We start from the raw sequence: 18,477 nt of genomic DNA, 5'->3' as shown, positions 1-18,477 counted from the left end.
TCACCCGGCGTGTTGGAATACCTGGCCACATATGTTCAGATAACCATTGAGCGTTTCAGGCTCGCCATTATGGACAATAATCGGCCTGAGCTCTACACTTGCAGTCGGCACTGATTGTAAGTGTCAATTACATTGATTTCGCGTCTTGACGGGGTGCTGGCGTCAGAACATCTGACCGCCGGCTGAGATTGCCATGCAGAACCCGCAACCTGATCCGGATAATATCGGCGTAGGGATTTGAGACAATATGCTGCAACGACACAGAACCGTTCTGTGATCACTGCCCGTCATGCGCGACCCGTATACCTAATCAACCCGGGGACGCACTATGACAACAATACCTTCCTATCTTAGCGATTCAGCAAAAGTCGATTCTGCAGCCATCAAGCCGCTGCCCCAGTCCCGAAAAATCTACGTACAGGGTAGCCGACCTGATATTCGGGTGCCCATGAGGGAAATTACTGTGGGCGACACGCCGACCGACATGGGTGGCGAGAAAAATGCGCCCGTCGCCGTTTATGACACCTCCGGTCCGTACAGCGACCCTGAAGCCACTATTGACCTGCGAAAGGGGCTCAAGCCCATCCGTTCGGCCTGGATTGAGGAGCGCGGAGATGTAGAGCAGCTATCCGATTACACCTCTGAATTCACGCGTCGCCGGATGAAAGACCCCCTGCTGGACCCACTCCGTTTTATGGACGAGCGCAAGCCGCTGAAGGCCAAGCTCGGCAAGAACGTCAGCCAGATGCACTATGCCCGCCAGGGGATCATCACGCCGGAAATGGAATTCATCGCCATTCGCGAGAATATGAAGCTGCAGGAAGCCCGGGAACAGGGGCTCCTGAAAGATCAGCATCCGGGCCAGTCATTCGGAGCGTCTCTGCCGCAGGAAATTACCCCTGAGTTTGTACGGGACGAAGTTGCTCGGGGCCGAGCGATCATTCCCAATAACATCAACCACCCGGAAACAGAACCGATGATCATCGGCCGCAACTTCCTGGTGAAGATCAACGGCAACATCGGCAACTCAGCGGTCAGCTCTTCCATCGAGGAAGAAGTCGAAAAGCTTACCTGGGGCACCCGTTGGGGCTCTGACACCATCATGGATCTGTCTACCGGCAAGAATATCCATGAAACCCGTGAATGGATTATCCGCAACTCGCCGGTTCCCATCGGCACCGTGCCCATCTACCAGGCATTGGAAAAAGTCGGCGGCGCTGCCGAAGACCTGACCTGGGAGATTTTCCGTGACACGCTGATTGAACAAGCAGAGCAGGGCGTCGACTACTTCACCATCCACGCTGGCGTGCGCCTGCATCATGTGCCTATGACGGCCAAGCGTACCACCGGCATTGTGTCCCGTGGCGGCTCCATCATGGCCAAGTGGTGTTTGGCCCATCATCAGGAAAGCTTCCTATACGAGCACTTCGAAGACATCTGCGAAATTATGAAAGCCTACGACGTGGCCTTCAGTCTCGGCGACGGCCTGCGTCCCGGCTCCATTGCCGATGCCAACGACGAAGCCCAGTTCGGCGAGCTCGAAACCCTGGGTGAGCTCACCAAGATTGCCTGGAAGCACGATGTTCAGGTAATGATCGAAGGGCCGGGCCATGTGCCCATGCAGCTGATCAAGGAAAACATGGACAAGCAGCTGGAATGCTGTGATGAGGCACCGTTCTACACCCTCGGGCCACTGACCACGGACATTGCCCCTGGCTACGACCACATTACGTCCGGTATCGGCGCGGCAATGATCGGCTGGTACGGCTGCGCCATGCTTTGCTACGTTACCCCGAAGGAGCATCTGGGCCTGCCCAACAAGGACGATGTAAAGACCGGCATCATTACCTACAAAATCGCAGCTCATGCCGCTGATCTGGCAAAAGGCCACCCCGGTGCCCAGATCCGCGACAACGCGCTGTCCAAAGCCCGCTTCGAGTTCCGCTGGGAAGATCAGTTCAACCTCGGCCTCGACCCGGACACCGCTCGTGCCTTCCACGACGAAACCCTGCCCAAGGACTCCGCGAAGGTGGCTCACTTCTGCTCCATGTGTGGCCCGAAGTTCTGTTCCATGCAGATTTCCCAGGAAGTTCGGGAGTATGCCAAGGAGAATGGCCTAGACGAGGTGTCTGCGGTGGATGCCGGCATGAAGGAGAAATCCCGGGAGTTTGTGGAGGCTGGGTCCAAGCTTTATGACAAGGTTTGACCTTTTGTAAGACTGCTTGGTTCGGAGTGTGAGCCAGGGTGGTGGCCCCGTTCAGAAAACGACTCGAGACGTCCCTGTGCGTCTCGGGCTCCGCCATCCCTGGCTCCGCACGTTTCTGAACGGGGCCACCACCCTGGCTCAATCTGGTATTGGCAGTCATCGCCTCGTTGGTCGCTTTTTGAGGATTGCACAAATGCTCGAAGCAGTTATTGGGAACCCCTTTTCCAAAACTGTGCGGAGCCATGGATGGCGGAGCTCAAGCGCCCCAGGGACGGGCTTGAGCGTGTTTTGGAAAAGGGGTTCCCAATTGCTGCCTCCCCGTGATTTAAGGCTGGGGCCCGAGCTTGCAGTAGCCCCGTAAATCCGGCTATCGTTCAGAATCGTTCTCACAAACGGATCTGAAACCAGTAATGACCGAACCGTTCCAGTTTAAAGACCGTGACGTAAAAATCGAAAAACGCGAAACCGTGTTCCATGGCTTCTTCCGCATGGACAAGCTCTGGCTGACGCACCCGCGCTTTGACGGCGGGCAAATGCCAACATTCACCCGCGAACTCTTCATCCGCGGCGACGCTACCTGCGTATTACCTTACGATCCCGATCGTGACGAAGTTGTTCTTCTCGAACAATTCCGCCTCGGCGCTTTAGGTCGGAAGCAGTCTCCCTGGTTACTGGAACTCGTGGCTGGCATGAACGAGGAGGGTGAGTCGCCCGAAGATGTTGCCCAGCGAGAAGGCCAGGAAGAAGCCGGCCTGACGTTTAAACCGCTGGACAAAATCTGCGACTATCTTGTGTCTCCCGGCGGGAGCACAGAGCTGATCCACCTATACTGCGGTCGCATCAGCACCAAATCCGCCGGCGGTTTGTTTGGCATGGAGCATGAACACGAAGATATCCGTGCTCATGTATTCAGCGCCGACGAAGCCATCGCAATGATTTATGATGGACGTATCAATAACGCTGCCGCGATCATCGCGCTGCAGTGGTTGCAGTTGAATCGCCCGCGTTTGCGGGAAGGTTGGAGCTGATATGACAGAGTGGGTAATGAAACCCCGGCGTTATGTACCGGATCTAAGACGTTTCGGCGCGCTGTGTGATGGCAATTACATGCGGCTTCACCGCCTGCGGAGGCTTGAAGCCAAGGGCCGCCCCATTTGTGAATTCGAGCTTCATCGTGAGGACCAGTACCTGGGCCGTGTTCGCATCGAAGTGCTGCAAACCACAAAGTTTACGGAAACCCTGCTGCTTGAACAGGTGCACAACTCCGGGCGCTGGCTGAATAATCCCCAGTTGACGGTTCGGGTCTATCACGATGCAACCATGGCCGAGGTTATCAGTTGTTACCGCGATCGACAGATTGCGCCGGTGAACGACTACCCGAACCGTTTCATGCACCACCCTGACGAAAAAGTTCAGGTCAACAGTTTCCTGGCCGACTGGCTGGATTACTGCCTGCGTTTCGGCCACTTGCCGATGGAACATGCCGCCTGGTCCGCCGGAGAGGGCGTGGACTAAGGTTGTATGTCTGCTCTGCATCCAATGGCATAGAGTGCGCGTAGACTGTGCGAGAGTTGTCAAAACCGGCAATTGCCTGGGAAAGCCTGAGCAGAATGTGATGAATATTCTGGATGCAGGCGGAAAAACTCAATAACCTGCCAGTAGGTCTGCTTCACCGGTGTGTGTTGCGCAAACGCAAGAACCACGAGTGCCATGACAGAGAACGACAACCAGCGTGCCCTCCGGGTGCTACAACTGACTGACCCGCACCTGATGGCCGATCCGGCGGGTGGGCTGCTGGGTGTCAATACGAGGGACAGCCTGGATGCCGTGATTGCTCAGGTTTTCCGGGACCATGGCCAGCCGGACCTTATCCTCGCCACGGGTGATATTGCCCAGGATGCAAGCGAAGAAGCCTACCGCCTGTTTGGCGACAAGTTGGAGGTCTTTCAGTGTGACACGGCCTGGATGGCCGGCAATCATGACGATTCGCCACTGCTATCCCGTATCGCCGCCGAGCGAGGAGCCAATCAGCGCCATATTATCCAGGGTGGGTGGCAGTTTGTGCTGCTGGACACCTCGGTTCCCGGGAAGGTGTTCGGTGAGCTTTCGGAGCCTGAGCTGGCGTTCCTGGAGAAGACCCTGAGTGAGAATCCCGACCTGCCAGCACTGGTCGCTCTTCACCACCATCCGGTTGAAATCGATACCCGCTGGATGTCACCGATCGGGCTTCGCAATCGTGACGCGTTCTGGCAGGTGATCGATCGTTTCCCGCAGGTAAAAATCGTCCTCTGGGGCCATATCCATCAGGAACTGGATCAAACCCGCAAGAGTGCGCGCCTGCTGGCGACGCCGTCGACCTGCATACAGTTTACAGCCGGCTCCGTGGAGTTTTCGGTGGAGGATAAGGCGCCGGGCTATCGGTGGTTCGAATTGTTGCCGTCGGGTGAGTTTTCCACTGAAGTCAGCCGGGCGACGGATTTTGTGTTCGAGCTGGATAGCAACAGCACCGGATATTAGCGGGTTGCTGATCGGTAGGCGGCCTGTTAATGGCCACCTTATTGCGTATATAATTCAGGCTTCGCTCAGGACGAGCAAGAGACATTCACTTCTTCAGGGATCGAAGACATGCCCCAGGCAACCGGACTGCAGTTCACGGCCACCCTTGGCCAACTCCCCAAAGACCTGTTCGTGGTCGCCCGTTTCGAGCTGACCGAGCACCTTTCCAGGCTGTGCCATTGCAAGCTGGAACTGGCCAGTACCTCGCCCGATATTGCCCCCGAAGACGTGCTGGAACAGCCCGTGGAACTGGTGATGTGGCAGGATGGCGTTCCGCTGCGGCGCTTTACCGGCGTGGTCAACGAATTCGTCCGGGGCGACTCCGGCCACCGCCGCACCCGTTACGACGTCATCGTCCAGCCACCCCTGTGGCGCCTCGACCTGATGCACAACAGCCGCATCTTCCAGACCCAGGCCACCGACGCCATCGTGCGCACCCTGCTGGAAGAGCGGGGCCTTATCGATACCGTGTTTGATTTGAAACGCACCCCCGAAGAACGGGAATACTGCGTCCAGCACCGGGAAAGCGACCTGGCCTTTGTCGAGCGCTTGGCCGCCGAAGAAGGCTGGCACTACCGTTATTACCACGGCGATGTGGAAGGCAACGACCAACCCGCCCTGATCATCGCCGACCACCACGGCGATGCCCCCCGGCTCGAGCCGGTGGAATACAACGCCAAGGCTGGCGGCAGCACCCGCCAGAGTACCGTCTTCCAGTTCCGCTACCGGGAACGGGTGAAAGCCGCCTCCGTGGCCATGAAGGACTACACCTTCAAGAATCCCGCCTACGCCCTGATGCACGAACATCAGGCCGACAAACTGGACGGCCAGCGGGAAGACTACCAGCATTACGACTACCCCGGCCGCTTCAAGCAGGATGCCAGCGGCCAGCCCTTTACCGAAAGCCGTCTCGATGCCCTCAGGAACGACGCCGCCATCGCCGATGGCCAGAGCAACCGCCCCGACTTCACCGTGGGTGCCAAAGTCGAACTCACCGACCACGACAACCCACGCCTGAACCGGGAATGGCTGTTCACCAGCATCACCCACACCGGAGAACAACCCCAGGCCCTGGAAGAGGATGGCAACAACGGCGCCACCACCTACCACAACGCCTTCAACGCCATCCCCGCGGACCGCACCTGGCGGCCCCAGGTCGAGCATCGCCCGTTGATGGACGGCCCCCAGGTTGCCATTGTCACCGGCCCCAAAGGCGAAGAGATCCACTGCGACGAACACGGACGCGTCAAAGTCCGATTCCCGTGGGACCGTTACAGTAAAAACGACGAACACAGCAGCGCCTGGCTCAGAGTCAGCCAAGGCTGGGCCGGTGGCCAGTATGGCTTCATGGCGCTGCCGAGAATCGGCAACGAAGTCATCGTCAGCTTCCTGGACGGCGACCCGGACCAGCCGATCATTACCGGAAGAACCTACCACGCCACCAACACCCCGCCGTACGCGCTGCCGGAGCACAAGACCAGAACCACTCTCAAGACCCAGACCCACAAGGGTGAGGGCAGCAACGAACTGCGATTCGAGGATGAAGCGGACAAGGAACAGATCTACGTCCACGCCCAGAAAGACCTGGACCTGCTGACGGAAAACAACCGCACCGAAGTCATCAAAAATGACAGCCACCTGACCGTGGACAACCACCGAAAGGCCCACATCAAGGGCAATGACCACGCCACCGTGGATGGTGAGAAACGGGAATCCATCGGCGGTGACTCAAGCCTCACCGTCAACGGCAGCTACCACAGCAAACAGGGCAAGAACCAGCTCATTGAAGCCGGCAGCGAAATCCACCACAAGGCCGGTATGAAAATCGTGATCGAAGCGGGTGCGGAAGTAACCCTGAAAGCCGGTGGTAGCTTTGTGAAGGTGGACCCCAGCGGTGTGACCGTGTCCGGGCCCATGGTGAAGATGAATTCCGGGGGTGAGCCTGGAAGTGGGGCCGGCGCTTCGGCCCAGGTTCCAGAAGTACCTCAGCTTTTATCGGAAGGTGTTGCGCCAAATAACGATCAAGCGGTGCTGGGCGGCACGAATCAGAGATCTAACGCCAGCCCTGATCCTTCAAGAGCTAGCCTGCTGAAGGAGGCTGCGGATTCAGGCAACCTGGCTATTGCCAACTGTGAGTATGATGAGCATGGACGCTGCATATTACATAACCACACTTGAGGAGATGTCTCCTAAGAGTGACAAACCTCAGGTTGCTTCTTATGCGATTATCGACCTGGCCATAGCTCACGACTTCCTGAAACAGCTCTACAATGTAATGGCCAACGAAACCGTTGCGTGGTGGAGTTTGTTTGAAGGCAGTGAATGGCAACCAAATTGGTCTAGTGGTCCAATCCTGGTGGACCTGCGAAACAGCCATTCGCTTACACAGCAGCTTACGGAAGACATGGAGGCCCGCCCCCTGGGTGTCCTGATCCATACATCGTTGGAGCCGACAAACCTGCGGGATCGTTGTCAGAAGTGGTTACTTGGCTCGGAAAGTTCGCGGCTACTGCGCTTTCATGAACCCAGGATGCTCGGGCCGCTATTGTGCGTCATGGGGGACGCGCAGCGGCATCAGTTTGTGCCTCCGGGGGAACAGTGGACCTGGCACGATGGCGGGGTTTGGCGAACGCACATAGCGGCAGTTACCGATAATGCTGTGCTAAATGAAGAGCCCCTATCCCCTGTCAGTGAGGATCAGCTTCGACAAGCATCCCATTACCGGCTCGCCGCCCAGGCCCAGGATTTCGCCAGCTATTACGAAAGTAACCTCATTTCGCACAAAGATCCCTCTGTTTGGGTTTTGGACCGGTTGTTGGAAGCGCATAGGGCAGGGATGACAAAAGTGTCGGACCAGGAACGCTGGTTACGATTGGCCATAGTGCATGGTGATGACTTTCCGGAAATCAGGGAGTACCGGGAAATTCTAAAACAGGAACAATGGTCAGCTAGTGAAAGGCTGACAGCTATGGAAAGCATAAGGAAGTCGGACTATGTCGCAACAGCATGACGTACAGCCAGGAAATAACTTGGCTCCGCCACGAGCCGCAAATGATTCAAGTTCCACCGAGGCCTCTTGCGCCGATTGTCAGGTCGAGTTTGTCGAGTTACTCCACATTACTGGTGAAGCGGATGTGGTACATGCACTGACCGAGAGACAGTGCAATGAGTTGAGCCATGCGATCAACGAACTTCGGGCGCCATTGCAAAAGCTTCAACAGGCGGAAGGTAAATCCCAGAACCGTATTCCCGAAGCCAAGGCAGAAGTCTGGCGGGAATTGAAAGAGCTTGATGCCTTGCCGCCGACGTCTACAAGCAATTCCGCTGGAGAACTGCTCCAGGAATATCGGGGGCGATGGCAGCACGCGCAACAACGCCTTGATCGGCAGGAGCGCCGACGTGCTCGTATCCGCAGAGAGGTGGAACAACTTCGACGTGAGGTCTTGAGCCCGATGTATCGGCGCCCAACGAATGAGCCGAAGGATCAACTGACTCTTCGAATGTTTATCAGACTCTCTCACGAACTGGAACGGACATTGCCGGATATCGAAACCGTTCTGAATGCTCACCGAAACAGTGTTGTAAGACAGCAGCAAGCCTTTGAAACACTGGATGAGCGGATGGAATACCTTCGAGCGGGGCTAGAGGCGGAGATTGCGTACCGTGTTGAGCGGGCTTCCGGTAACGCTAGTGACGAAACCCTGGCCCAATTGGCCCATGAAACCAGGGTTCTCAAAGAGCAGACACGTTGGCCGGAGTTCATCGCTGAGAGGGATATCGCAGCGTTAGCAAGGCGCAGGGAGCGACTGAATCAAATCGAGAACACACCAACCCCCTCTTGGTGGCGCTCTCTTGCTGAGTACTTTTCTACGAGCAGTCCGACCCCAACGATGTGGAGCCTGGTGGATACGGAAGAAGTAGAGCAGTATCGGGAACTTCAGGACGAAAAAGAACAATTGTTGTTGGAACAGGAGCAAGCCCTAAGCCGTTTGGTGGAGGGTAGCCCGCCGTCCAACAATGAGGTATTTGCCAGCCCGAATGTTGGTAATACCCGAGCCTGGAATGTGGCAGAGATTAAGCGCTCCGGTGAATCCGGTTACCGTTATATACACCGGGAGGCGCTGGAGCAACTTCGCCGGGGATGGCGGCCGATGAGAATGGCAGACGTGAGAGAAGCGATGTCTGCCAACCAGTTCAAGGGAGCAGGCAAACAAGCCTTGAGTGCCTTGCAGACAAGCCGTGAGCTGAAGCTCAAACTCGCAGAATGGAAGAGTAAGGAAGACAACTTTTTCAATCAACTCAATATTGAGTTGTTCAAGGAAGATATATCCACAAGCGATGGTCGATTCTCGGCGGCGACGGAAGCACAGATGTTCCGCTTTGCCGCCCAAGCCGGATTGTCGGCATCCTACAATCCGGTTAAGCAGGAAGCCCATGTGGGTGGCAAGATGGAGGGTGCTTACAGCTTGCTTGAAGGCAAGGCCTCCCTGGCAGCAAAGTTTCCTAACGAGGGTGGCATGCCTTTCAGACTGTCCTACCAGGACAGGAAAGGCGAATTGGTTTCGCTGCATTGTGGCCTTATTCGGACTGATGCGGAATATGTTATTCAGGGCTTCGCAGGCGCCTGTGCTTCTCTGGGAGCCAGTGTGAAGGTGGCTTCCGCTCCCCAGAATGTTGGAATTAGTGGAGAGTCCAACGGCGAAGCATTTGTTGGCGGTACCCTGAAAAACGAAGCGGCCTTTAGTGTGAAGTGGAAAGCGGCATATGCGGAGGTTCAGGGAGATCAGGCCCCAGGCCAGGGTGAAACCCTTTCCGAAGAAGAACAGGAAAGGCGGGATGGGGCGGATAAGGACTTCAAGTCTTTGCTGGAGGTAAAGCCGGAACTCGCATTGTCTGCGGGGCTCGGAGCAGGATTCGAGTTTAAGATCGGGCTATCTCCACAGGATAAGATTTATATGACTTTGAAAGGTCACTTAGTTCTCGGGCCTGGCGGTGGCGGTGGCGTTGCAGCTGAACTGAGCGTATTGCAGGTTGTGGAACTGGTGCAGTTTATACGCTGGTCCTTGGAGCAGTCCGATTTCCGGTTCCTGGAATGGGTAGAGAGCGAGGCGTTTTCACTGATCTCCCTAATGTTACGTGTTCAAGCGATCAGCGGCGAAGATTTGGTCGATATCGTAGCCAAGCCAATTCTCGATCTTAGGAAATATTGGGATGAAGCCAGGGAAAGTTACCAAGCGGCCATTAATGCAGCGAGTCAACTGGCGACAAATGGTGAGATTGCCACTTACACACCTGAAGCCAAGGCGGAATTGCTTCACTTGTTTTCAAAGAATGTGTCTCGGGTCCCTCGCCAGAATGGGGATGACCACAGGCAATTGGCATCCGCCGCTTTCTCTGTTGTGAATACTGTAAAAACGCACCGAGAGTTTACGGAAATACTCCGGCGTATGGGACAGGCAGGGGGAGCTAAGGGTAGCGTAGTTGATCTCAAGAATAACTATGTGAGTTTGGTACTGCGGTTTTTGTATCAATCGCCCAACAAGGCCCAGGATACAGAACAATGGCTTTCGACGTTATACTCTTAACCATCTGCTCCCTCCCGTTTGGTCGGAAGCCTAGTTTCTTACACAGCGGAACCCGCTATTCAGTGGTACAGCTGATTCAGGAACTACTCGCCGGGAAACGGCAGAACTGTTGATAATTGGACCTTCGTAGTCAGCACCACGCATGACTCTTTCGGGTTCTTTTTGTTTAGGGGTTACGGGTACCGCTTTACCTGTTTCTGGGCCCGTGGGATTAACTTTCTCCGATTTCTGGTAGTAATCTGGGGCGTAATAGTCGTTGACCCACTCTGCTACATTGCCGGACATGTCTTAGAGCCCGAGCGGGTTAGGGGATAACGGCCGGGCGGTTCGGGGATATCCAGATCGTTGCCGTAACGGGCCAGAGCGGGGTCATTGGCTTCGCTGATATTCCTTCCCGGCTCCAGTGTTCCGTTGTCGGTTGCATGGCGAAGCGGTTTACCTGCCGAGCGTACTGCATATTCCCACTGGGCCTCAGTGGGCAGATCCACTTTGTGACCAGTCTGTTCCCCTAGCCATAGACAGAATGCTTTAGCATCGTGCTAGGAGACAGGTGCGGGGAGCTCGCTTGCAAAGCTTTCAGGGGACTCACTGCGTTTGTCTTCCTAAAAGCGCGCTTTAATTTCGTGTCCTGAGGCTTCCACAAAAGTCTCAAAATCCCCTTGGGTGACTTCGTACTTTTGGATATGAAAGTCATCAAGCACTACATCATGAGCGGGAACGGTATCGGCCCCCATGGCCCATCCGCCTGGGTTGCCCATCAGGAATTCACCTCCTTCAACGAACACCATGTTGTCCATGTTGCGCTGGACCATCTCAATGGCGTGCCAGTCGTTGATGGCATCGCAGCCAGTCAGGGCCGTCAATGATAACGCAAGCACGAGGGATTGCTGGGCACGGCGGGCGTCCAGTCCATTGAGAGGCATTCAGTTCGCTGCACAGCGGAATCCGCCATCCAAAGGCGCGAGTGATTGAGTGCCCCGCAATCGAATAACAGTAGAACTACCGACGAGGGGAACCTCGAAGTCCCCTCCGCGCATAACCCTTAGTGGCGCGTCAAAAAAAGAACTGCGCTCACCCGTTTCTGGTCCTTTTGGGTTGACCCGTTCCGAGTGCTGGTAGTAGTCCGGTTGGTAGTAGTCGTTGACCCATTCACTCACATTGGCTGACATGTCATACAGCCCTAGAGGGTTGGGAGGGTAAAGACCGGGAGGTTCGGGGATGTCCTGGTCATTGCCGTAAAGGGCCAGGGCTGGGTCATTGGCTTCGCTAATGTTCCGCCCCGGCTCTAGTTCTCCGTTATCAGTGGCGTGGCGAAATGACTTGCCTCCAGAGCGGGCGGCGTATTCCCATTGTGCCTCTGTAGGCAAGTCCACGTTGCGGTCGGATTGCTTCCCGAGCCACTGGCAGAAGGCCTTGGCATCCAACCAGGAAACCACGGCGGGTAGCTCCTCGGAGAACCGCTCGGGATATCGTTGCCTATCGTCTTCATAACTGCGGGCTTTTATCACATGACCAGAGGCTTCCACAAAAGTCTCAAAATCCCCTTGGGTGACTTCGTACTTTTGGATATGAAAGTCATCAAGCACTACATCATGAGCGGGAACGGTATCGGCCCCCATGGCCCATCCGCCTGGGTTGCCCATCAGGAATTCACCTCCTTCAACGAACACCATGTTGTCCATGTTGCGCTGGACCATCTCAATGGCGTGCCAGTCGTTGATGGCATCGCAGCCAGTCAGGGCCGTCAATGATAACGCAAGCAAAAAGGATTGCTGGGTACGGCGGGTGGTCATAGTCATTCCAGTCCATTGAGTGACATTCCATGTACGCGGGTATTCTACCTGTCTGGCTGACAAGGGCCAAGCTTCGACTGGCAGGTAACAAACACGTTGCTTTCGTCCGTTCTGACAAACTGGAAGATCATATGCGCCGATGCTCAGTAGCGGAGAGATATCGAGCAAGGAGTCAGGGGCGGTTGACTGCAAAGGGTATTGATCTAATTCATCTTGGTCTCGCATGAGTGGTATATCAAACAAACATCGCTGCAGTCCGGTAGGCATAATTTCTGTCGAAGCCGGCACCTTTAACGCGAACTGTGTCGGAGACAGGTAGGGATCAAACTTCACCATTTCAATAGGAGCCCATCCGCGTATAATTCCCATAGCCGAAAACAGGTCGTTTTCGGCTATGGACGAAACGATCAAAGGAACTGAGATGAAAACTTTTAAAACCCTGCGTCTTATCTTTACGCTCGTAGGCCTCGGCATGCTGGCCGGCGCCTTTTTCGCATTCCAGAGCACTTCAACCTTTCTTGAAACCGCAACAGCCAAGCCCGGGGTTGTATCTGACCTGATTCGCTCACGGTCCAGTGATTCCAACGCCTATTATCCCATTGTCCGATTTGAGTATGAGTCGGGCAGACCGGTGGAATTTCAGTCCTCAAGCGGCAGCAACCCTGCGAGTTACAGTCGTGGAGAGGAAGTACGTGTACTTTTTGCGCCGGGTGAACCGGAGTCGGCACGTATCGATGATTTCTTCTCGCTTTGGGGCGTGGCCCTTATTGTCGGCGGGATTGGAGCAGCGTTCTTTTTGGTTGGCGCTGGTATGTTTGTGGTGCCTGCCATCAGGAACGGGAGTGCGGCAAAACTGCGCAAAACGGGACAGCTGGTTCAATCCCGCTATCAGGGGGTGGAAAGAAACGAGAGGCTCGTTATGAATGGTAAGAGCCCATATCAGATTGTGTGTCAGTGGCAGAACCCGGTTACTTCAGATATCCACGTATTCAGGAGCGGTAACCTGTGGTTCAATCCCTCAAGCCATATCCTTGGTGATTCGATCCCTGTTTATATCAACCCGACAAACCCCGGGCAGTATTGGGTAGATACCTCCTTTCTGCCAAAATTGGCGTCCTGAAATTGAAGTGGGGAGAGACCATCCATGTCTCTCCCCCCAAGCTCACGCCTCCCGCAACTCCCGAGCTGCAGCCACCATTCCCCTCAACGCCGGAATCACCTCATCCCACGACCGGGTTTTCAACCCGCAGTCCGGGTTGATCCAGAGTCGCTCGGCGGGGATTCTTTCCGCGGCCTTGTTCATCAGCGACACGATCTGCTCAGTCCCCGGCACGTTGGGCGAGTGAATATCGTAGACACCCGGACCAATATCATTGGGATACTGGAATCCCTTGAAGGCATCCAGCAGCTCCATGTCAGATCGGGAGGTTTCGATGGTGATGACATCGGCATCCATGCGGGCGATGGCTTCGATGATGTCGTTGAATTCCGAATAGCACATATGGGTGTGTATCTGGGTTTCGTTTTGCACGCCATTGGCGGTAATCCGGAAGGCTTCGATGGCCCAGTCCAGGTAGGTCTCCCAGTCGCTCTGGCGCAGGGGCAGGCCTTCGCGAAGGGCGGCTTCGTCAATCTGAATGATGTTCACTCCAGCCTGTTCCAGGTCCAGTACTTCCTCGCGGATCGCCAGTGCCAGTTGCAGACAGGTGTCTTTCCGGGGCTGGTCGTCGCGCACGAAAGACCAGTTGAGGATGGTGACCGGGCCGGTGAGCATCCCTTTCAGGGGCTTGTCTGTCAGCGACTGGGCGTAACGGATCCATTCCACGGTCATGGCTTTGGGCCGGGAGATATCGCCGAACAGGATGGGTGGTTTCACGCAGCGGGAACCGTAGGACTGTACCCAGCCGAAGCGGCTGAACACGTAGCCTTCCAGTTGCTCGCCGAAGTACTCCACCATGTCGTTACGTTCCGCCTCGCCGTGGACCAGCACGTCCAGCCCCAACTGTTCCTGTTCCTCAACGCAGTGGCGGATTTCTGCGCGGATTCGCTCGTGATATTCCTCGGGTGCGAGCTCACCCTTACGAAATTTGAGCCGTGTTTGGCGGATATCCTTGGTCTGGGGGAACGAGCCGATAGTGGTTGTGGGGTAGCGCGGCAGCTTCAGGTGGCTTGCCTGGATCGCCGAGCGCTGCTGGTAGCTGCTCTTGCGTTGACCCAGCTCAGGCGTGATCGCCGCGACCGCCTTGCGAACCTGTGGGTCCGTCACGCGGGTTGAGTTCCTGCGGCTGAGTATGGCGTCTGCATTGCTCTTCAGTTCCCGGGCCACCGCATCCTGGCCATCGGTAAGTGCCGTGGCCAACAGCTGCAGTTCTTCCAGCTTTTGCCGCGCAAAGGCCAGCCAGGAGCGTATCTCCGGGTCCATGGTGGTTTCGTTGTCCAGGTCTACCGGCACATGTAGAAGTGAGCAGGATGGCGCAATCCAGAGTCGTTCACGCAGCTTCTGATAAACCGGTTCCAGCCAGTCGAGGGTGGCTTCCAGGTCGGTTTTCCAGATATTGCGACCGTCGATCACGCCCAGTGAGAGAACCTTGTGCCCCGGCAGCCAGTCAGTCACGCGGGACACTTCGTCGCGGGCTTTTGTCGCATCCAGGTGCAGGCCGGCAACCGGTAGTTCACAGGCCAGTTGCAGGTTTTCCCGCAGTTGGCCGAAATAGGTGGTCAGCAACAGTTTTACCGGGCTTGCCTTGAGGTTGTGGTAAGCCAGGTTCAGGGCGTGCCGCCAGTCGCCTTCCAATTCTGTGACCAGGATTGGCTCGTCAATCTGCACCCACTCTGCGCCATTGTCGGCAAGAAGCTGTAACAGCTCCGCATAGACCGGCAGTAAGTCATCCAGCAGGCTGAGCCGGTCTGTATCGTCCTTGGATTTGCCAAGCCAGAGGTAGGTGACAGGGCCGATGATAACTGGCTTGGCATTGACGCCTACGGCCCTGGCTTCGGCCAGTTGTTCCAGTAAACGCGTGGAATTCAGGCTGAACCGTGTGTCCGCGTCGAATTCCGGGACAATATAGTGGTAGTTGGTGTCGAACCACTTGGTCATTTCACCGGCATGGACGCCACAGCAATCGTTATCAGCCGGGGACCGGCCACGGGCAATGCGGAAGTAGCGGTTGAGTTCGTTGTCATCGGCTGTGCCGGCGCGCTGTGGCAGGTTACCGATTGTGGCGCTCATGTCCAGTACCTGGTCGTAGAGCGAGAAGTCGCCGACCGGCGCCAGCGTGAGCGGGCGCTGCCTCTGCCAGTTGCTGGCGCGGAGCCCTGCCGCGGTTTGCTGTAGGTTGTCTTCGCTTAACTCGCCTTTCCAATAACCCTCAAGGGCAAATTTGAGTTCGCGACGTTGGCCAATTCTGGGAAAGCCCAGGTTATGGGTGGTTACCATGATGAATCTCCTGTCGTCATTCAGGCCTTCAAGGCTAGTGCTGATCTGACATGAAAAATAATGGTAAAATCTCATGAATCCATGAATTTTTTTCAACTAAGGTCGGCCAATGATAGAGCGCAATCATCTGGAGATCGTCCGTGAAGTGGATCGGAGCGGCTCATTGACGGCGGCGGCGGACGCGCTGTGCCTCACCCAGTCTGCCCTCAGTCATGCCATGAAGAAGCTGGAGCAGCAGCTGGGAACGCCCGTGTGGGTGCGTGAAGGCCGTAAACTGCGGCCAACTCAATCCGGGTTGTATTTACTGTCACTCGCGAATCGTTTGTTGCCGCAGTTTGAGCATGCCGAGGAATTGGTGGGTCAGATTGCCCGAGGGCAGCGGGGCAGCCTGCGAATCGGTATGGAATGTCATCCCTGTTACCAGTGGCTGCTCAAGGTGGTTGGGCCGTATCTTGAGCAATGGCCAGGCGTGGATGTGGATGTGAAGCAGCGCTTCCAGTTTGGTGGTATCGGTGCTTTGTTTGGCTACGACATCGATGTGTTGGTGACGCCGGACCCATTGCACCGCAAGGGGCTCGTTTACGAGCCGGTCTTTGATTACGAGCAGGTTCTCGTAGTGCCGAGCGATCACCCGCTGGCCTCCAGGCCTTGGGCGGAGCCATCTGATCTTGAAAGTGAGACTCTGATTACCTATCCGGTGGATGCCGAGCGGCTGGACATCTATACCCGGTTTCTGGTGCCGGCCCACAGCAGCCCGGCCCGGCATAAGACCATTGAAACCACGGACATCATGCTGCAAATGGTCGCGGCAGGGCGGGGGGTATCGGCACTGCCCCGTTGGCTGGTGGAAGAGTACGCCCATCAGATGCCGATCAGCCCGGTACGGCTGGGGCGGGAGGGTATTGATAAGCAGATTTTCCTGGGCCTCCGTGAGCGGGATGTGGATGTGGCCTATCTTCAGTCGTTCATGACGATGGCGCGGGAAACGACCTGGGGGCTGGATTGAAGCTGGAATCCGTCGCAACTTTGGTTGAGATGTTCGCGGGGGCGTCGTTCTTCGGTTAAAATGCGCGAAATTATTCATCGGGGACATGTGACCATGAGCGAAACACCCGCAGATCTGAAATACATTGAAACGCACCAGTGGGTGCGTGTGGCCGACGACGGCACCGCAACCGTCGGAATCACGGATTTTGCCCAGGATCAACTGGGGGATATCGTTTTTATCGGTGTTCCGGATGTGGGTTCGACGGTAACTGGTGCTGAAGAGGCGGGTGTTGCCGAGTCGGTGAAGTCGGCGTCGGATGTGTTCAGTCCGGTGACCGGTGAGGTGATTGAGGTTAATGAGAGCCTGGAGGATGAGCCTGAGAAGGTGAATGAGGATCCTTATGGCGATGGCTGGTTGTTCCGGGTGCGGTTGGCGGATGCCGGTGAGATGGATGGCCTGATGGATTCTGTGGCCTACGCGGAGCATGTGGCTGCCGAGGAATAATTTTGTGCGGATGGTGGAAGAGCGAGCGGTCAGGGCTGCCCAAAACACGCTGTAAATACGTCCCTGTACGCTTGAGCTCCGCCATCCATGGCTCCGCACAGCTTTGGGCAGCCCTGCCCACTCCCTCCCATAGTTCGGCTGCCCGTGCCGACACTTAATGTATAATTTGCGCTTTTTCCCAACTCTGACAGGTGGTTGTTATGAATTTCCCGGTCTTATATTTACGTAAAGGCGCCGAGCGCCGTTTGAGAGCCGGCCATCTGTGGGTCTACAGCAATGAAGTGGATACCCATCGTTCCCCTCTGACCGAGTTTGAAGCCGGTGCCCAGGCTGAGTTGCGTGCGGCCAACGATAAACCCATGGGTACGGTGTTCGTGAATCCGCATGCGCTGATTTGCGGTCGTTTGATCAGCCGGAATGCCGCCCATGGCATGACGCCGCAACGGCTCACCGAACGGGTTGAGACGGCGCTGGCGTTGCGGGAGCGGTTGTTTGATAAGCCGTTTTATCGCTGGGTGTTTGGTGACAGTGACGGGCTGTCCGGGCTGGTGATTGATCGGTTTGATGATGTTGTAGTGGTTCAGATTTCCACGGCCGGCATGGAACAGATGAAGGAGTCGATTGTTCGGGCGGTGCAGCGGCTGGCACATCCTCGGGCGATTATCCTCAAGAACGACGGCAAGATGCGGAAGGTGGAAGGGCTGGATACCTACGTTGAGCAGGCTCATGGCCCGGAGATTGATCTCCTGCCGGTTGAGGAGAATGGCGTGCGATTCGAGGTGCCCATGGAAGGCGGGCAGAAAACGGGGTGGTTTTATGATCACCGCATGAACCGGCAGCGGTTGCAGGCCTATGCGCCGGGCAAGCGGGTCCTGGACGTGTTCAGCTATGTGGGTGGCTGGGGTATTCAGGCAGCCTGTGCCGGGGCTACGCAGGTGACCTGTGTGGACAGTTCCTCTGGTGCCATCGACTCTGTTCATCACAATGCGAAGATCAATGGCCTTGATAACATCGAGACGATAGAGGGTGATGCCTTCGACGCCCTGAAAGCGCTGTGCGATGAGAAGGAAAAGTTCGACATCGTTGTCCTCGACCCACCGGCACTGATCCCCCGGCGGCGTGACCAGAAGGCTGGGGAAGAGGCTTATGCGCGCCTGAACCAGTTGGGACTTCGGCTGCTTGATCGGGATGGACTACTGGTGTCGGCTTCCTGCTCTATGCATCTGTCCCAAGAGAAGCTGACGGATATTATCCGCAGCAGCGGCCGCAAGATTGACCGGTTTGTTCAATTATTGGAGCAAGGCCATCAAGCGCCGGATCATCCGGTAGTACCGGGGATTCCGGAGACGGATTATATTAAAAGCTGTTTTGTTCGGTCGTTGACTGGGTTTCTTTGAGCTTGGGGGAGG

At 56.1% G+C, this 18,477-nt stretch carries 14 protein-coding genes, 1 pseudogene and 1 riboswitch; of the genes and pseudogenes, 11 read left to right on the top strand and 4 right to left on the bottom strand.

Annotated features, from left to right (window positions below; all coding sequences use genetic code 11):
* Positions 1 to 139: 139 nt before the first annotated feature.
* Positions 140 to 254, top strand: a riboswitch (TPP riboswitch).
* Positions 255 to 328: 74 nt separating this feature from the next.
* The 7 genes from thiC to R1T46_RS21045 all read left to right on the top strand — a co-directional run bounded on the left by thiC (position 329) and on the right by R1T46_RS21045 (position 10,347).
* Positions 329 to 2,206: a phosphomethylpyrimidine synthase ThiC gene (thiC, locus tag R1T46_RS21075; RefSeq protein WP_317306935.1), complete on the top strand. Its 1,878-nt coding sequence runs from the start codon at positions 329 to 331 to the stop codon at positions 2,204 to 2,206.
* A 410-nt stretch (positions 2,207 to 2,616) separates the two neighbouring features.
* Positions 2,617 to 3,234 carry an NUDIX domain-containing protein gene (locus R1T46_RS21070; RefSeq protein WP_036203517.1) on the top strand — a complete coding sequence of 206 codons (618 nt, stop codon included), beginning with the start codon at positions 2,617 to 2,619 and terminating at the stop codon, positions 3,232 to 3,234.
* A 1-nt stretch (position 3,235) separates the two neighbouring features.
* Positions 3,236 to 3,721: a DUF1249 domain-containing protein gene (locus R1T46_RS21065; protein WP_036203520.1), complete on the top strand. Its 486-nt coding sequence runs from the start codon at positions 3,236 to 3,238 to the stop codon at positions 3,719 to 3,721.
* A gap of 195 nt (positions 3,722 to 3,916) precedes the next feature.
* Positions 3,917 to 4,723 (top strand): 3',5'-cyclic-AMP phosphodiesterase, encoded by an 807-nt coding sequence (gene cpdA, locus R1T46_RS21060; protein WP_036203523.1) that lies wholly within the window; start codon positions 3,917 to 3,919, stop codon positions 4,721 to 4,723.
* Between the two features lie 108 nt (positions 4,724 to 4,831).
* A complete protein-coding gene (locus tag R1T46_RS21055) occupies positions 4,832 to 6,940 on the top strand; it encodes a type VI secretion system Vgr family protein (protein WP_317306934.1) in 2,109 nt (702 codons plus the stop codon).
* Positions 6,903 to 7,772: a DUF4123 domain-containing protein gene (locus tag R1T46_RS21050; RefSeq protein WP_317306933.1), complete on the top strand. Its 870-nt coding sequence runs from the start codon at positions 6,903 to 6,905 to the stop codon at positions 7,770 to 7,772. Before R1T46_RS21055 ends, R1T46_RS21050 begins: the two co-directional genes overlap by 38 nt.
* Positions 7,756 to 10,347, top strand: coding sequence for a hypothetical protein (locus R1T46_RS21045; RefSeq protein ID WP_036203528.1), 2,592 nt, complete (start codon positions 7,756 to 7,758; stop codon positions 10,345 to 10,347). Before R1T46_RS21050 ends, R1T46_RS21045 begins: the two co-directional genes overlap by 17 nt.
* Before the next feature lie 30 nt (positions 10,348 to 10,377).
* Here the strand turns inward: R1T46_RS21045 and R1T46_RS21675 are convergent, their stop codons facing one another.
* From R1T46_RS21675 to R1T46_RS21035, 3 genes and pseudogenes are all read right to left on the bottom strand, one after another.
* Entirely contained in the window at positions 10,378 to 10,632 is a 255-nt protein-coding gene (locus tag R1T46_RS21675) for an SUMF1/EgtB/PvdO family nonheme iron enzyme (RefSeq protein ID WP_156105456.1), read from the bottom strand.
* Positions 10,617 to 11,135, bottom strand: a pseudogene (locus R1T46_RS21040) (formylglycine-generating enzyme family protein). Before R1T46_RS21040 ends, R1T46_RS21675 begins: the two are co-directional and overlap by 16 nt.
* A gap of 135 nt (positions 11,136 to 11,270) precedes the next feature.
* Positions 11,271 to 12,140: a formylglycine-generating enzyme family protein gene (locus R1T46_RS21035; protein WP_051946566.1), complete on the bottom strand. Its 870-nt coding sequence runs from the start codon at positions 12,138 to 12,140 to the stop codon at positions 11,271 to 11,273.
* A 394-nt stretch (positions 12,141 to 12,534) separates the two neighbouring features.
* Here R1T46_RS21035 and R1T46_RS21030 point away from each other — a divergent pair, with 394 nt between their 5' ends.
* Positions 12,535 to 13,260, top strand: a complete 726-nt coding sequence (locus R1T46_RS21030) for a DUF3592 domain-containing protein (RefSeq protein WP_081899211.1) — start codon at positions 12,535 to 12,537, stop codon at positions 13,258 to 13,260.
* Between the two features lie 42 nt (positions 13,261 to 13,302).
* Here the strand turns inward: R1T46_RS21030 and metE are convergent, their stop codons facing one another.
* Entirely contained in the window at positions 13,303 to 15,576 is a 2,274-nt protein-coding gene (gene metE / locus R1T46_RS21025; RefSeq protein ID WP_036203534.1) for a 5-methyltetrahydropteroyltriglutamate--homocysteine S-methyltransferase, read from the bottom strand.
* Positions 15,577 to 15,685: 109 nt separating this feature from the next.
* On the opposite strand from metE, the gene R1T46_RS21020 reads away from it, so the two are divergent.
* The 3 genes from R1T46_RS21020 to R1T46_RS21010 all read left to right on the top strand — a co-directional run bounded on the left by R1T46_RS21020 (position 15,686) and on the right by R1T46_RS21010 (position 18,465).
* On the top strand, positions 15,686 to 16,582 hold the full coding sequence (locus tag R1T46_RS21020; protein WP_036203537.1) for a LysR family transcriptional regulator: 897 nt from the start codon (positions 15,686 to 15,688) through the stop codon (positions 16,580 to 16,582).
* A gap of 93 nt (positions 16,583 to 16,675) precedes the next feature.
* The gene (gcvH, locus tag R1T46_RS21015) at positions 16,676 to 17,068 is read left to right on the top strand and encodes a glycine cleavage system protein GcvH (protein WP_317306932.1); all 393 of its coding nucleotides are present in this window, start codon (positions 16,676 to 16,678) and stop codon (positions 17,066 to 17,068) included.
* 200 nt (positions 17,069 to 17,268) lie between these two features.
* Positions 17,269 to 18,465, top strand: coding sequence for a class I SAM-dependent rRNA methyltransferase (locus R1T46_RS21010; RefSeq protein WP_317306931.1), 1,197 nt, complete (start codon positions 17,269 to 17,271; stop codon positions 18,463 to 18,465).
* Positions 18,466 to 18,477: the final 12 nt, after the last annotated feature.

This window comes from Marinobacter salarius (assembly GCF_032922745.1).
In the GTDB taxonomy this organism is placed as follows: Bacteria; Pseudomonadota; Gammaproteobacteria; order Pseudomonadales; family Oleiphilaceae; genus Marinobacter.
Note: the sequence above shows the minus strand (reverse complement) of the source record. Positions and strands in the feature narration are given on the sequence as shown.

Excerpts from the sequence above, each read along its gene's own strand:
- thiC (WP_317306935.1), top strand. The coding sequence starts at position 329 with ATGACAACAATACCTTCCTATCTTAGCGATTCAGCAAAAGTCGATTCT.
- R1T46_RS21070 (WP_036203517.1), top strand. The coding sequence starts at position 2,617 with ATGACCGAACCGTTCCAGTTTAAAGACCGTGACGTAAAAATCGAAAAA.
- R1T46_RS21065 (WP_036203520.1), top strand. The coding sequence starts at position 3,236 with ATGACAGAGTGGGTAATGAAACCCCGGCGTTATGTACCGGATCTAAGA.
- cpdA (WP_036203523.1), top strand. The coding sequence starts at position 3,917 with ATGACAGAGAACGACAACCAGCGTGCCCTCCGGGTGCTACAACTGACT.
- R1T46_RS21055 (WP_317306934.1), top strand. The coding sequence starts at position 4,832 with ATGCCCCAGGCAACCGGACTGCAGTTCACGGCCACCCTTGGCCAACTC.
- R1T46_RS21050 (WP_317306933.1), top strand. The coding sequence starts at position 6,903 with ATGAGCATGGACGCTGCATATTACATAACCACACTTGAGGAGATGTCT.
- R1T46_RS21045 (WP_036203528.1), top strand. The coding sequence starts at position 7,756 with ATGTCGCAACAGCATGACGTACAGCCAGGAAATAACTTGGCTCCGCCA.
- R1T46_RS21675 (WP_156105456.1), bottom strand. The coding sequence starts at position 10,632 with ATGTCCGGCAATGTAGCAGAGTGGGTCAACGACTATTACGCCCCAGAT.
- R1T46_RS21035 (WP_051946566.1), bottom strand. The coding sequence starts at position 12,140 with ATGACCACCCGCCGTACCCAGCAATCCTTTTTGCTTGCGTTATCATTG.
- R1T46_RS21030 (WP_081899211.1), top strand. The coding sequence starts at position 12,535 with ATGGACGAAACGATCAAAGGAACTGAGATGAAAACTTTTAAAACCCTG.
- metE (WP_036203534.1), bottom strand. The coding sequence starts at position 15,576 with ATGGTAACCACCCATAACCTGGGCTTTCCCAGAATTGGCCAACGTCGC.
- R1T46_RS21020 (WP_036203537.1), top strand. The coding sequence starts at position 15,686 with ATGATAGAGCGCAATCATCTGGAGATCGTCCGTGAAGTGGATCGGAGC.
- gcvH (WP_317306932.1), top strand. The coding sequence starts at position 16,676 with ATGAGCGAAACACCCGCAGATCTGAAATACATTGAAACGCACCAGTGG.
- R1T46_RS21010 (WP_317306931.1), top strand. The coding sequence starts at position 17,269 with ATGAATTTCCCGGTCTTATATTTACGTAAAGGCGCCGAGCGCCGTTTG.